The 13,699-nt window shown below is 41.6% G+C and carries 15 protein-coding genes; 8 read left to right on the top strand and 7 right to left on the bottom strand.

Annotation, left to right across the window (positions count from 1 at the left end):
- Nucleotides 1-145 precede the first annotated feature (145 nt).
- From trkA to def, 4 genes are all read right to left on the bottom strand, one after another.
- Complete coding sequence (trkA, locus tag QL989_RS14670) at nt 146-1,522, bottom strand: Trk system potassium transporter TrkA (protein WP_054202928.1); 1,377 nt, start codon at nt 1,520-1,522, stop codon at nt 146-148.
- 83 nt (nt 1,523-1,605) lie between these two features.
- Complete coding sequence (rsmB, locus tag QL989_RS14665) at nt 1,606-2,901, bottom strand: 16S rRNA (cytosine(967)-C(5))-methyltransferase RsmB (protein ID WP_075169469.1); 1,296 nt, start codon at nt 2,899-2,901, stop codon at nt 1,606-1,608.
- Nucleotides 2,894-3,847 carry a methionyl-tRNA formyltransferase gene (fmt, locus tag QL989_RS14660; RefSeq protein WP_178954457.1) on the bottom strand — a complete coding sequence of 318 codons (954 nt, stop codon included), beginning with the start codon at nt 3,845-3,847 and terminating at the stop codon, nt 2,894-2,896. Before fmt ends, rsmB begins: the two co-directional genes overlap by 8 nt.
- 31 nt (nt 3,848-3,878) lie before the next feature.
- Nucleotides 3,879-4,385, bottom strand: a complete 507-nt coding sequence (def, locus tag QL989_RS14655; protein WP_138609096.1) for a peptide deformylase — start codon at nt 4,383-4,385, stop codon at nt 3,879-3,881.
- A gap of 119 nt (nt 4,386-4,504) precedes the next feature.
- Here def and QL989_RS14650 point away from each other — a divergent pair, with 119 nt between their 5' ends.
- From QL989_RS14650 to hemF, 6 genes are all read left to right on the top strand, one after another.
- On the top strand, nt 4,505-5,626 hold the full coding sequence (locus QL989_RS14650) for a LysM domain-containing protein (protein WP_138609094.1): 1,122 nt from the start codon (nt 4,505-4,507) through the stop codon (nt 5,624-5,626).
- A gap of 28 nt (nt 5,627-5,654) precedes the next feature.
- Nucleotides 5,655-6,746 carry a DNA-processing protein DprA gene (dprA, locus tag QL989_RS14645; protein WP_290170924.1) on the top strand — a complete coding sequence of 364 codons (1,092 nt, stop codon included), beginning with the start codon at nt 5,655-5,657 and terminating at the stop codon, nt 6,744-6,746.
- Nucleotide 6,747: 1 nt separating this feature from the next.
- The gene (locus QL989_RS14640) at nt 6,748-7,221 is read left to right on the top strand and encodes a DUF494 family protein (protein ID WP_010392756.1); all 474 of its coding nucleotides are present in this window, start codon (nt 6,748-6,750) and stop codon (nt 7,219-7,221) included.
- A gap of 111 nt (nt 7,222-7,332) precedes the next feature.
- Nucleotides 7,333-7,908 carry a topoisomerase DNA-binding C4 zinc finger domain-containing protein gene (locus QL989_RS14635; RefSeq protein ID WP_178954461.1) on the top strand — a complete coding sequence of 192 codons (576 nt, stop codon included), beginning with the start codon at nt 7,333-7,335 and terminating at the stop codon, nt 7,906-7,908.
- 23 nt (nt 7,909-7,931) lie between these two features.
- Entirely contained in the window at nt 7,932-8,495 is a 564-nt protein-coding gene (locus QL989_RS14630; RefSeq protein ID WP_138571419.1) for an L-threonylcarbamoyladenylate synthase, read from the top strand.
- 2 nt (nt 8,496-8,497) lie between these two features.
- On the top strand, nt 8,498-9,415 hold the full coding sequence (gene hemF / locus QL989_RS14625) for an oxygen-dependent coproporphyrinogen oxidase (RefSeq protein WP_010392766.1): 918 nt from the start codon (nt 8,498-8,500) through the stop codon (nt 9,413-9,415).
- 46 nt (nt 9,416-9,461) lie between these two features.
- Here the strand turns inward: hemF and QL989_RS14620 are convergent, their stop codons facing one another.
- Together QL989_RS14620 and QL989_RS14615 are read right to left on the bottom strand one after the other, a co-directional pair.
- A complete protein-coding gene (locus tag QL989_RS14620) occupies nt 9,462-11,066 on the bottom strand; it encodes a methyl-accepting chemotaxis protein (protein WP_290170922.1) in 1,605 nt (534 codons plus the stop codon).
- A 102-nt stretch (nt 11,067-11,168) separates the two neighbouring features.
- Complete coding sequence (locus QL989_RS14615; protein ID WP_010392770.1) at nt 11,169-11,606, bottom strand: group II truncated hemoglobin; 438 nt, start codon at nt 11,604-11,606, stop codon at nt 11,169-11,171.
- A gap of 52 nt (nt 11,607-11,658) precedes the next feature.
- On the opposite strand from QL989_RS14615, the gene aroE reads away from it, so the two are divergent.
- A complete protein-coding gene (aroE, locus tag QL989_RS14610; RefSeq protein ID WP_010392772.1) occupies nt 11,659-12,483 on the top strand; it encodes a shikimate dehydrogenase in 825 nt (274 codons plus the stop codon).
- On the top strand, nt 12,480-12,734 hold the full coding sequence (locus tag QL989_RS14605; RefSeq protein WP_008467093.1) for a DUF1488 domain-containing protein: 255 nt from the start codon (nt 12,480-12,482) through the stop codon (nt 12,732-12,734). Before aroE ends, QL989_RS14605 begins: the two co-directional genes overlap by 4 nt.
- A gap of 1 nt (nt 12,735) precedes the next feature.
- On the opposite strand, the gene QL989_RS14600 is transcribed toward QL989_RS14605, so the two are convergent.
- Nucleotides 12,736-13,275: a gamma carbonic anhydrase family protein gene (locus tag QL989_RS14600; protein ID WP_010392775.1), complete on the bottom strand. Its 540-nt coding sequence runs from the start codon at nt 13,273-13,275 to the stop codon at nt 12,736-12,738.
- Nucleotides 13,276-13,699 lie beyond the last annotated feature (424 nt).

Genomic DNA, 13,699 nt, shown 5'->3' with positions numbered 1-13,699 from the left:
GTAGATGTCGCTGCTTGATAATCGAGCAAGAAGAGACTAATGGATTTTTCTTTATTAGTAAATGCTTTTGATAATGATTTTCATTTAGATTTGAGCATTCTCCTTTTTACTTACAAGCACGTTGTGAATAAAAAGGAGGGGTTACTTATAAAAAGATTGCGCTAACTTGGAATAACTTTTCAACCACGTTAATGTGTTTCTTATCAATTAAGAACATAATTACATGATCGCCTGATAGAATTATCGTGTCGTCGTGGGCAATTAGTACATCGTCATTACGTACAATTGCACCTATTGTGGTACCTGCTGGCAATTTAATATCTGCAATCGCGCGACCCACTACTTTAGATGTGTTTTCATCACCATGGGCAACTGCCTCTATGGCTTCTGCAGCCCCTTTACGCAGTGAATACACGTTTACAATGTCGCCTCGGCGCACGTGCGTAAGTAACGCAGAAATAGTCGCTTGTTGTGGTGAAATAGCAATATCTATTTCGCCGCCCTGTACTAAATCAACGTAAGCACCTCGTTGAATAAGCACCATGGTTTTTTGTGCCCCCATGCGTTTTGCGAGCATGGCCGACATAATATTCACTTCATCATCGTTAGTAACGGCAATAAAAACATCAACTTGTTCAATGTGTTCTTCTGAGAGCAGCTCTTGATCGGACGCATCACCACAAAATACCACGGTGTTGTCTAGCATTTCAGAGAGTTGCTCTGCGCGCTCTTTACTGCGTTCTAATAATTTAACGCTGTGGTTTCTTTCTAGTGAGCGAGCAAGGCCAGCACCAATGTTACCCCCACCGGCTATCATAATTTTTTTGTACGAGCGTTCCAGTTTTTGTAGCTCGTTCATTACCGCACGAATATGTTTGGTGGCGGCAATAAAAAATACTTCATCGTCGGCTTCTATTACGGTAGTACCCTGCGGTTTTATTGCCTTGCCTTGACGGTAAATAGCGGCTACCCGGGTTTCTACATTAGGAATATGTTGCTTAAGTGTAGATAGGGCATAGCCTACCAATAAACCGCCATAGTAGGCTTTTACAGCTACTAAAGAGAGCATGCCGTCGGCAAATTGTAGTACCTGCAATGCACCAGGGTAATCTATCAAACGGCGAATATATTTAGTTACGAGTGCTTCTGGGGCTATGTAATGATCGACAGGTAAATCATCATTATGAAAGAGTTTTTCGCGGTATTTTAAATATTGCTCAGAGCGAATGCGGGCAATTTTGGTTGGCGTATTAAAAATACTGTAAGCAACTTGGCATGCCACCATGTTTACTTCATCTGAGCTGGTTACGGCGATAATCATATCGGCATCTTCAGCTCCTGCGCGACTCAACACGTCAGGGTGGGCGCCGTGGCCTGCAACACCTTGTAAATCGTATTTATCTTGCAGTTCACGCAAGCGGTTACCGTCGATATCAACTACGGTTATTTCGTTTTGTTCACCCACTAAGTTTTCTGCGAGTGTGCCGCCAACTTGTCCAGCACCGAGTATGATTATTTTCATTATGTACCCGTATTATTAATACTAATTACATCAAAATAATAACTACCTCAAAGCGAGGTAGTTAAATGTGTTGCGTTGCAATACTAGGCTTTTTTAACTAATTTAGCGTAGTAAAAACCGTCACTTTCACCTGGCAAAAGCTGTAAGCCTGGTGTGGTTTTTGTGTCTTCGCTGTGCAGAGGAATATGCTCCACATCGTCGTTATTAGCTAAAAACTTAGCAACTTGTTGTTGGTTTTCTTGAGGAAGTACCGAGCAAGTTGCATACACTAATGTGCCACCTGGTTTTAACAATGGCCAAATGCTATCGAGTATATCGCCTTGTAGGGTCGATAAGTCGTTAATGTCGGATGCGCGACGTAGCCATTTTATATCTGGATGACGACGAATTACGCCCGTTGCAGAGCAGGGTACATCTAACAAAATACGATCAAACTGATCTTCATCCCACCAAGTGTGAGGTTGCGATGCATCACCACATTGTAAGTCGGCTCCCAAACCAATTCGTTCTAAGTTTTGTTTAACACGTTCTAATCGTGTGGCATCGCTATCAAGCGCGAGCACATCTGCATCGGCAAGCTCTAAAATATGGCAGGTTTTACCACCAGGCGCTGCACAGGCATCAAGTATTGCATCACCATTTTGTGGGTCTAGGTAGCGAGCTGCAAGCTGCGCTGCCGCATCTTGTACTGAACAAGCACCGGTATCAAACTCAGGAAGTGAAAACACATCGCGTGGTTTGCTTAGTTTAATGCCATCAATAAAATCAGGGTTTAAAGTATGTTCAATATCGTTAGCGGTTAGCATTTCGCTATATTCTTGGGTGCTAAACTGCGATTGATTCACTCGCAGCCACATTGGCGCTTGCTGTTGGTTTGCTTCTAGAATATCTTCCCAGTGATCTGGATAGGCTTCTTTTACTTGCTTTATAAACCAGTTTGGATGGTTGTATAAACATACCGGAATTTGTTTGGCTTTTTCTTCAAGCTCAACTTGCTGACGCTGAAAGCTTCGTAAAATGGCGTTAATAAGCCCTTTTAAGCCAAGAGCACGCAGTTGTTGTAACGCATTAACCGTTTCGCTAATTGCTGCATGCGGCGGTACACGCATGTGTTGTAGTTGGTAAATGCCCACATACAATAAAAACTGGAAAATACGACGTTTGCCTTTAAGCGGTTGCTCGACTAGATGCTGGCAATAATTTTCTAGGCTAGGTAAGTAACGTAATACTCCGTAGCAAATTTGCTGCAGTAAAGCTTTATCTTTAGGTGATAGGCCTTGGCTAGCGAAAGGAAGTTCTTGATTAAGCGATGCTCCTTTATCAACCACGTTATATAAAGTTTCAGCGGCTAGCGCTCTGACATTGCTTACATTACTCATTATTTTCGCCTAATACAGTGCCGGGTGTGACCCAATCGCTACGACCGTTTAAAAAATCATTAATTGCCATTGGCTTTTTGCCTTGTGGTTGTAATTCGCCAATAGATAAAGCGTGTTTACCACAAGCCACAACGATACCGTTTTTATCACTTGCTAAGACAGTGCCAGATGCGCCTGATTGTTCAACCACATTTGCTTGGTATATTTTTACCGTATTACCACTCATTTGGGTAAAGCATACTGGCCATGGGTTAAAGGCACGAATGTTGCGCTCGATTTGCTCGGCATCCATAGACCAATCAATGTTGGCTTCGTCTTTTGAGAGTTTTTTAGCGTAATTGGCATCGGTATCGTTTTGTGGTTCAGGCGTTATTTCCCCGTTGGCTAAACGATTTATGGTATCGATTAATGCATCAGGCCCGAGTTCAGCAAGCTTAGTGTATAAGCTGGCACTGGTTTCAGTATTATCAATAGGGCAGCGGCTAATATGCAGCATATCGCCGGTATCTAGCCCTTCATCCATTTGCATTATCGTTACACCGGTTTGCTGATCGCCTGCCCAAATAGCACGTTGAATAGGCGCGGCACCACGCCAGCGCGGTAAAATAGAGCCATGCACATTTAAACACCCTAAACGCGGGGCATCTAAAATGGCTTTAGGTAAAATTAAACCGTAGGCAACCACAATCATGATATCGGCATTGAGGCTGTTTAATTCTTCAAGTGCCTCATCTGTTTTGAGAGATTGCGGCTGAAAAACAGGTAGCTCATGTTCTAGTGCAAGCGCTTTTACTTCACTGGCTTTTAGTTTTTTTCCGCGACCCGCTGGACGATCTGGTTGACTGTAAACGCCCACAATTTGGTGTTCACTATTGATGAGTGCTTGCAGGTGGCGTGCAGCAAAGTCCGGCGTACCGGCAAATATAATGCGTAATGGTTGTGTCACTGAGTTTCCTAATTATTTACTAAGGTGCTTATTATTGCGCTGCAAACTTCGCTTCTTTTTCAAGCTTTTTACGGATGCGTTGGCGCTTTAATGGAGATAAATAATCAATAAATAATTTACCTTGAAGGTGATCAAGCTCATGCTGAATACAAATCGCTAATAATTCGTCGGCATCAAGAACAAACTCTTTACCTTCTTCGTTGAGTGCAGCCACGGTAACAGTCTCTGCACGGTCAACTTTTGCATACGAATGAGGAACTGACAAACAGCCTTCTTCACTCACGGTAGAGCCATCTTTTTTGATAATTTGTGGATTGATAAGTACCAGTGGTTCATCGCGTTCTTCTGATACATCGATCACCACAATACGTTGGTGAATATCAACTTGCGTAGCAGCAAGTCCAATACCATTTTCGTCGTACATAGTTTCTAGCATATCTTTGACGATTTCACGTACTTGGTCGTCAACAACAGTTACTTCTTTTGCGATTGTACGTAAACGTTCATCTGGAAATCTTAAAACTTCTAACCTAGCCATAGTTACCTTTTACACTTATGCTTAAATTTAGGGTATCGTATGTTCTTATTTTAGCCATTCACGTTCCCCTTTAACAGGTTTTGATTAATAATAATGAAAAAACACTATGAGGAAGCTCAATGAAATCTCCATTCATTGCAATAATACTTGCATTAAGTGCTACTTTTCCTGTGCTAGCAGATGTACTAACTATAAAAAAAGACGCGCCTAAACAGTACGTTGTAAAAAAAGGTGACACGCTTTGGGATATCTCAGCGATATATTTAAACGAGCCGTGGCTGTGGCCTGAGTTATGGCAAATGAATCCGCAAATAGGCAATCCTCATCTTATTTACCCGGGCGATGCGTTAGCATTAATTTACGATACAGACGGTAATCCGCGTTTAGTAATTAATAAAGCGTATAGAAAGCTATCACCTATAGGGCGTATTACTCCTAAAGGGAAAGACGCTATCACTACATTACCGCTTGCGCTGATTAAACCGTATTTGTCATTTGAACAAGCGATAAACAGCGATTTGGTAAAAGAAAAACCCTATATTTTAGGTGCAAACGAAAATACTAAAACTCAAACTATTGATCATATTCTATATGTTAAAGGTAATTTAAAGCGCCATCAGGCTTATGCTATTTACCATGAAGGAGCGCCTTACACCGATCCTAAAACAGGTGAAGAACTAGCGAGTAGAGCATCTTATGTAGGTATGGCCCGGGCCTTTAGAGCTGGTGATGCCGCCAATGGCGAACCTGCCTCAGTCAGGGTTGAATCAGTAAAACGTGAAATTAAACAAGGTGACTTTTTATTACCCGCCATGGAAGGGCAGATGCTGCCAGTGTATTTTAATATGCATCGTCCTACCCAGCCGCTGCAGGGCCATGTAATTGCATCTCCTCGTGAAGTGAGAGAATTTAGCACGATGGATGTGGTGGTGCTAAACTTAGGCTCTGAGCAACAAGTTGAAGTGGGCCATGTACTTGATATTGAACGCCAATCACCTAAAGTAATTGATGGTGCTCGAGGTCCGCGCTATACCGAAGATTCAAGTCGTTTAGAAAAATTGGTATCGGCTACTAGCGAATTATTCGGCTCAGAAACTGATGAAGACAGCATAACGTGGAAAATGCCAGCTGAAAAAGTTGGTGAAATGATTATTTTTAAAGTGTATGACAAAGTTAGTTATGCGCTGATCACTAAAAATCAGCACCCAATTCGCATTGGAGATTTAGCAGTTATTCATTAAGTAGCGAGTCGGTGTTCTAGGAGGGAACATGGAACAATCGTGTGGCAAGCTAAATCATTGGCTTGCCTTTTACTTATGCAAAGGGCTAGGGATTAAAACGCTCTTAGCCCTGTCTCAACAATACAGTTTAGCATCGCTGTTTTCTTTATCACACGCTGAGCTAGTAAACATTGGTTTAACGGCTCACCAAGCTAGCAACTTACTTAACACTAACTGGCAGCAAGTTGCACATTATGAGCAGTTGATCAGCCAACAAAACATTGTTGTTATTAGTATTTTTGATACCACCTACCCAGAACAGCTAAAACAAATAGCCAGTGCGCCACTATTACTTTTTTGTAAAGGGGATATCAGCTTGCTGGCTTCGCCGCAAATAGCCATTGTTGGCAGCCGAAACGCAACGACTACGGGGCTTGAAATTGCTGCTGAGTTTGCGCATCAGCTAACGCTTGCTGGCATAACAGTAACCTCTGGTATGGCGCGTGGCATTGACGGCGCTGCCCATAAAGGGGCATTGGCAGGAAATGGTAAAACCATTGCAGTGCTAGGGACAGGCGTTGATATTTACTATCCCAAACGCCATAAGTTACTCACAGAGCAAGTATTAGCAACAGGCTTATTGGTTAGTGAGTTTTTGCCTGGTACGGCTGCCAATGCGCACAACTTTCCACGGCGCAATCGTATTATTTCAGGGCTCTCTTTAGGCGTTTTAATTGTTGAAGCCGAAATTAAAAGCGGCTCATTAATTACGGTACGTTACGCGCTTGAACAAAATAAAGAAGTTTTTGCGGTACCCGGTTCAATTAAAAATCCGCTTGCACAAGCTAGCCACTTTTTAATTAAGCAAGGTGCTAAGCTGGTTGAGAACGTCGCAGATATCCTTGATGAGATGAACTTTTCATACCCTTCTGGTCTAAACTATAAAGAGTTAACTGATGCTGTAACCTCAGATTGCGAGGTACTTAATAGTATTGGGTTTGAGGTGACCAGTGTGGACGATATTATGCGTCGAGTGCAGTGGCCAATTGATAAAGTACAAGCGCGATTGCTTGATTTGGAGTTAGACGATCAAATTGAGCGAGTATTAGACGGCTATATTAAATTAAGCGCTGGAGGATAATATGTTTGATATTCTTATGTATTTATTTGAAAACTATGTTCACAGCGAAAGCGATGTTTTTGTTGAGCAAAGTAAGCTTACTGATGAGCTACTGCGCGCTGGGTTTAACAAGCCGGAAATAAACAAAGCCATTGACTGGTTAGATCAACTTGCCGCATTACAATATAGTAATGAGTCGCCTTATTTATTAGCCACTGAGCAGCATGCAGTGCGAATCTTTACCGATAGCGAGTGCCGAGTTCTTGATACTGAATGCCGTGGCTTTTTAATGTTTGTTGAACAAACCGGCGTTATTAATAGCACCACTCGTGAAATGGTGATGGATCGTTTGGCGGCGCTTGATAATTCAGCCATTACTTTAGAAGATTTAAAATGGTTAATTTTGATGGTGTTATTTAATGCCCCTGATTCTCAGCAGGCGTATGAGCAAATGGAAGATCTTATTTTTGATGAGCCTAGCGAAGTGTTACATTAACCATTATTGGGTGTTTTATTATTTTCAGCGTTAACAAACCGACTGCCATAGCTTGTATCTTTAAGGGTTTTGGGTATATTAGGCGAAAATTCACCAACCACTAGGATTTACATGAGTAAAATCGATCATTCACTTTTCTCGGCCAATAAACACGCCTTAGAAAAAGAATATGATATATGCCCGCAATGTGGTTCAGAACTCGTCATTCGTAATAGTAAATCTGGGCCTTTTTTAGGCTGCGCTAGTTACCCTAAGTGCGATTTTATTCGTCCGCTTGCACATCATGATAGCAATGAAATAAAAGTACTTGAGGACAGCGAGTGTCCAGAGTGTAGCAAGCCGCTGGTGGTGAAAAATGGCCGCTACGGTATGTTTATTGGCTGTACCGGTTACCCTGAATGTCATTATATTGCCAGTGAGCATGACGATACGCCAAGTGAAGAGCCTGTGATTAGTTGCCCTAAATGTAAAAAAGGGCATTTAGTTTCACGCAGTAATAAGTTTGGTAAAGTATTCTATTCCTGCGACTGTTACCCAAGCTGTAAATATACGCTTAATCATAAACCTGTAGCTCAAGCGTGTCCTGTATGTGACTGGCCAGTTGTTACTGAGAAAAAAGCCGCGAGTGGTGTTGTGTTACAATGCCCACAAAAAAGCTGTATGCATAAGTTTGCTGCCACTGAATAACATAAATATCTCTGGAGACAATTTTGTCTGACCTTTCTTCTTTATCTGCTGCAATAACAAGCTTAGAACAAGGCGATGTTATTTTATACCCAACTGAAGCTGTTTATGGCTTAGGTTGCGATCCTGATAATCAACAAGCGGTGGAGCGTTTACTTGATATTAAACAACGCCCAGTTGAAAAAGGGCTTATTTTAATTGCTGACAATTACGGGCAATTATTAAAGTACGTGGATGACGCTAAGTTGCCCATGGACAAACGCGCTGATATTTTTTCAAGTTGGCCTGGTGCTATTACCTGGGTCATGCCTGCTGCTAAAACCACGCCGAAGTGGTTAACAGGGCAATTTGATACTATTGCAGTGAGAGTAACTAACCATCCTACAGTTAAACGTTTATGCCAAGAGTTTGGTAAACCATTGGTATCAACAAGTGCAAATTTAACTGGTCAAGCAACGGTAACAAGTATTGTTGAGGCGCAGCAGCAGTTTGCAGATCAGGTTAGTTTTTATGTTGATGAACCATTAGGTGGTAATACACAACCAAGCACCATTAAAGATGCCACAACAGGCAATATATTCAGAGGTTAACTATGCAAAGCGAATTATTAAAACAAGTAAAAGCCTACTTTATGGCTTTGCAAGATACCATTTGCCAAGGCTTAGAAGCAGCAGATGGGAAAGCACAATTTGTTGAAGACAGCTGGCAGCGAGAAGAGGGCGGCGGTGGTCGTACTCGCGTTATCACCAATGGTAATGTGATTGAGCAAGGCGGAGTTAATTACTCTCATGTATTTGGTGCCTCTATGCCGGGCTCTGCCACTGCACATAGGCCTGAACTTGCAGGACGTAGTTTTCATGCGTGTGGTGTATCGTTAGTGATTCACCCTAAAAACCCACATATACCAACAAGCCATGCCAATGTACGCTTTTTTATTGCCGAAAAAGAAGGTGAAGAACCGATTTGGTGGTTTGGTGGTGGTTTTGATTTAACCCCGTTTTACCCTGTACTTGAAGATGTAGTGCATTGGCACCAAGTTGCGCACGATGTGTGTCAGCCATTTGGCGATGATGTTTATCCAAAATATAAAAAATGGTGTGACGAATACTTTTATTTAAAACATCGTGATGAAACCCGCGGCGTAGGCGGCTTATTTTTTGACGATTTAAATGAGTTAGGTTTTGAGCAAAGCTTTGCATTTATGCAATCGGTGGGTAATGGCTTTTTAGATGCTTACGTTCCTATTATTGAACGTCGTAAAAACGATGAGTACACCGAGCAGCAGCGCGACTTCCAATTATACCGCCGTGGTCGTTATGTTGAGTTTAATTTAGTCTGGGACCGTGGCACATTGTTTGGTTTACAAAGCGGTGGCCGTACGGAATCTATTTTAATGTCGATGCCACCTTTAGCCCGTTGGGAGTATAACTATACCCCAGCCGAAGACAGCGCAGAGGCATTACTATATAAAGATTTCTTAAAGCCTCGAGATTGGTTAGCACTGGGCTAAGAATGATATGCCAGTCAATAAACGGCTTATTGACTGGCTTTTAAAATTATCGCTTAAGTTTAAAACTGCGTACCTGCTCATCTAACGAGCGAGCTAAGTTGAGTAACTCTTCACTGACTTTTTGATTTTCATCGGCATCCACTAATGATTGCTCGGCGTTATCGCTAATACCAACAACACTTATATTTATTTCTTCAGCAGCTTGGTTTTGTTGCTCTGTTGCATCGGCTATTTGTATATTGAGCTCATTTATTTCATTCATTTGCCCTGAAATATCTTTTAAAGCTTGTGCAACTTGCTGTACTTGTTGCGCTCTTTCGTCTGCCTCTGCACAGGACTCCCCCATGGTTTTAACGGTTTGCGCGGCTTCTGACTGCAGCTTATCAATGGTGCGACGTATTTCATCAGTAGATGCATGAGTTCGAGTTGCTAAAGTACGTACTTCATCAGCAACAACGGCAAAGCCTCGGCCAGCTTCACCTGCACGGGCAGCTTCAATGGCAGCATTAAGCGCTAATAAATTTGTTTGCTCGGCGATACTGCTGATCACCTCAAGTACTTTTCCCACTTCAAGCGTTTGCTCTTGCAGCTGTCTTACTTGATCTGCCGCTTGGCGTACATCTTCTGCTAATTGATTAATACTGAGTTCGGTTTGCTCTGCAACCTGCATGCTTTGTTGTGCTAGTTCATTACTGTTCTCAGATTTTTCTTGAGCAAAATGGGTGGTGTTTCTTACTTCATTGGATGAGCTTTCTAGTTCATTAATTGCTGCGGCTACCGAGTCGGTACTTTTCTTTTGTTCTAAAATAGCGCGTTCGGTGGTATCGGCCGAGGTATAAATTTTCTCTGCTGAATGAATAAGCACTTTTGAAGAGTGAGATACCTGTGCAATGTTATCTTTAAACGTAGCAATCATTTGGTTAAAGCTGGTGGCAAGCCAGCCGAGTTCATCTTCGGCGTTATCTTCAATGCGTAAGGTTAAATCTTTATTGGTAGTAGCTAAGTGCATTGCATGGCCGAGCTTTTTAAGGCGCACTATAAATATTTTTCTAAACACTATACCTAGCAGCACAAAGGCAATAATAAAAATAGTAGAAAGTAGGCTGGTGGTTACTAAGGTGTTGTAAGTTACCTCATTATCAATATCAGCTAAGGAATAACTAATTTTTACCACGCCTAGTACATCGCCTTCTTGCGCTTGGTGGCAGCCTAAACAGTTAGTACCTTTATAATCAGAGCTAGCATACATAGGACGTAGGTAGGTCATACTGCGGCTATCGGTGTTTTGCTCTATAAATAAGCTTTCTTTACCCTTTAGTGCTTCGAGTTCGTTGTTATTACTTGCTGTTTGGTTTTTATTTCCGGAACCATACAGATTATTAACTATATCTGAGCGAATAATATGAGCATCTTCTATATTAGGATGTTTGCGTAACTTTTGGCTCAATAATTCTCGATTAGCCATAGTACCGGTTAGCATCATGGTGTTTATTGAATCAAAATAATTATCGGCAAGCAGCTTAATGTTTTCTGCCACCGTATCCTGGGCGAGCGTGCGTTGTTGGCTAGCACTACTAAAAATACTGGCTATCAATACAATAACGCCAGTTAGAGCTAATAAAGCATAAATTTTATGTTGGATTGATTTCACACGTGCCACGCTTTTCTAATTATTTGATAGGGTATTATCTATATTTTAGAAAAGCGGGTTTTGACTTAGCGCAAATAATCCCCAATTAAAGAACGAGGTAGGTTAATGCTGGTTAATCATATGGCTGGCAAGCTGAGCCAGTGACTGACGTAAGCCTTCGCGTAACACAGGGTTATCTATTTCTATATCTAAGGTCTTATTCATGCAATACATCCACTGATCACGTAAGTCTTGATCAATAGGGAACGGCATATGACGTTTACGCAGCATCGGGTGGCCGTGTTTTTCTACAAATAGGTCAGGCCCACCAAGCCAACCGGATAAAAACTCAAAAAATACTTGGCGAATTCTGTCTAATGGTTGAGGATGCATATCATATAACGGTTTAGCGTATTCATCACTGGCCATTATATCGTAGAATCTATTGGCAATTGCACGCGTGGGGGCTTCTCCACCAATGATTTCATACGGGGTTTTATCTGGCGTAGGTGCTTGCGTAGTTGTAGACGGCTTTGATCTTGAAAAGAGTCTTTTAATCATAAATTTATCATCGTTAATAGGCAGTACTAAAACTGCGAAGAGGTTGTTTAAAATGGACAAATATGCGGTTTTTGGAAATCCAATCAAACATTCAAAATCTCCCATTATTCATCAGCAGTTTGCAAAATCATTGGGAGAGCAAATCGACTATCGCGCAATATTAGCACCTATCGATGGATTTGAAAAAACAGTCGCTGCTTTTTTTGAGCAAGGGGGAAAAGGCGCCAATGTCACTGTTCCTTTTAAAGAGCAGGCTTTTGCTTTAGCCGATGAACTCACCCCAGTTGCTAAACTGGCAGGCGCAGTGAACACCCTTAAAAAGCGCGATGATGGCAGTTTACTCGGTGATAACACTGATGGCACTGGTTTTGTTAACGACTTACTGACCAATAAAATAACGATAACAGGTAAACGCCTGTTGATCATTGGTGCGGGTGGCGCTGCTCGAGGAGTGATCTTACCTTTACTAGAGCAAAATCCCGCAGAGATAGTTATTGTTAATCGCACAGTACACAAAGCCCAAACATTGGCAAAGCTCTTTACTGGGCATGGCAATGTTTCGGGATATGGTTTTGACGACCTTCCTTTTACTGATTATCATTTAGTTATTAACTCAACCTCGAGCAGCATGAATAACGAATTACCTGCGTTAAGCGAAAAGCACTTAAGCACATGTGAAATGGCTTATGATATGTTTTACGCCACGCAAAATACGCTATTCATGAATTGGGTCAGCGAACACAATAAAGCAGCTAAGCTATTAGATGGTAGTGGTATGCTAGTAGGGCAAGCCGCCCAAGCTTATTATGTATGGCGAAATAAAATGCCTGAGATTGTTCCTGTTATTACTGCACTAAAGCAGGGAGTGCTTAAATGAATCAAGCAATACAGTTTATAGATCGACTCGAATTTAGAGAGCCAACTCATCAATTAGTTTTTTTTGCACAAGTAAATGGCATGCTAGTTGAGTGTGTGATTGCTGTCAGTAGTTTAAATTTAGCCGATGAGAGTCATGCAACGCGTTATTTTGAGCAATACCGTTTTGATTATGAAGAACGTGCCGAGCAGCTTATCGAAGATGAATGCTATAACTCGGCAGGTCAAATAGAAGTGAGTTTAGTTAGTTAAATTAACTAGCGTCTTCAGCTAAGTATTCATCTTTAAGCTGCACGTAATTATCAGCAGACACTTTTAAAAAGCTCAGCTCTTGCTCTGTTAATGGGCGAGCTTGTTTTGCTGGGCTACCTACATATAAAAAACCAGACTCTAAACGCTTATTAGGGGGTACTAAAGCACCGCCACCAATAATAACCTCATCTTCTACAATCACATTATCCATAATAATAGCGCCCATACCCACGAGTATACGATTACCTAATACGCAGCCATGTAGCATTACCTTATGACCAACGGTTACATCATCACCAATAATAAGTGGGTAGCCGTCTGGATTATTCTTTGTTGCTCTTGATAAGTGTAAAACGCTGCCATCTTGTATATTAGTACGCTGACCAATACGAATATGGTTAACATCACCGCGGGCAGCAACTAACGGCCATACACTGCTATCATCACCTATAGTGATATCACCGACTAATACAGACGACTCGTCTACATAAACAGATTCATTAAACGCAGGAGTGATTCCTTTATAAGAACGTATTGCCATACATGCACCTTTAAATTAAACATATTAAGAGTATTAGTGTAACAGTAGCGCTTATTTTAGTGCCAGCAAAGCCTATATTGATTATAAAACTACCAGTTTCACCTGCTTTCGCTCAGTTACTAACCGAACAGTGTGTTTTTTTAGTTTTTCTTTAAAAAAGTACTTGCGTAAAAATCTGTTCTCCCTATAATGCGACCCCACTGAGACGGGGAACGCCAACGCATAGCGAGGCACGAACTGCTCAGAGAGTTAAATAAAACTTGAGTTTAAATCATCGTAAGAAAGTTTGAAATTAAGTATTGACTCGAAAAATAAAGGATGTATTATACGCATCCCTAGCGACAACGTCGCAACGTTCTTTAACAATATAAAGCAATCATCTGTGTGGGCACTCGTACAGATTGAGTTCTAACAGCCAAGCTTA

It is taken from the genome of Pseudoalteromonas sp. APC 3224 (assembly GCF_030407535.1).
Classification (GTDB): domain Bacteria; phylum Pseudomonadota; class Gammaproteobacteria; order Enterobacterales; family Alteromonadaceae; genus Pseudoalteromonas.
Note: the sequence above shows the minus strand (reverse complement) of the source record. Positions and strands in the feature narration are given on the sequence as shown.

Coding starts and splice junctions, on each gene's coding strand:
- QL989_RS14640 (WP_010392756.1), top strand. CDS start 6,748: ATGTTTGATATTCTTATGTATTTATTTGAAAACTATGTTCACAGCGAA.
- aroE (WP_010392772.1), top strand. CDS start 11,659: ATGGACAAATATGCGGTTTTTGGAAATCCAATCAAACATTCAAAATCT.
- def (WP_138609096.1), bottom strand. CDS start 4,385: ATGGCTAGGTTAGAAGTTTTAAGATTTCCAGATGAACGTTTACGTACA.
- hemF (WP_010392766.1), top strand. CDS start 8,498: ATGCAAAGCGAATTATTAAAACAAGTAAAAGCCTACTTTATGGCTTTG.
- rsmB (WP_075169469.1), bottom strand. CDS start 2,901: ATGAGTAATGTAAGCAATGTCAGAGCGCTAGCCGCTGAAACTTTATAT.
- QL989_RS14615 (WP_010392770.1), bottom strand. CDS start 11,606: ATGATTAAAAGACTCTTTTCAAGATCAAAGCCGTCTACAACTACGCAA.
- trkA (WP_054202928.1), bottom strand. CDS start 1,522: ATGAAAATAATCATACTCGGTGCTGGACAAGTTGGCGGCACACTCGCA.
- QL989_RS14600 (WP_010392775.1), bottom strand. CDS start 13,275: ATGGCAATACGTTCTTATAAAGGAATCACTCCTGCGTTTAATGAATCT.
- QL989_RS14635 (WP_178954461.1), top strand. CDS start 7,333: ATGAGTAAAATCGATCATTCACTTTTCTCGGCCAATAAACACGCCTTA.
- QL989_RS14605 (WP_008467093.1), top strand. CDS start 12,480: ATGAATCAAGCAATACAGTTTATAGATCGACTCGAATTTAGAGAGCCA.
- dprA (WP_290170924.1), top strand. CDS start 5,655: ATGGAACAATCGTGTGGCAAGCTAAATCATTGGCTTGCCTTTTACTTA.
- QL989_RS14650 (WP_138609094.1), top strand. CDS start 4,505: ATGAAATCTCCATTCATTGCAATAATACTTGCATTAAGTGCTACTTTT.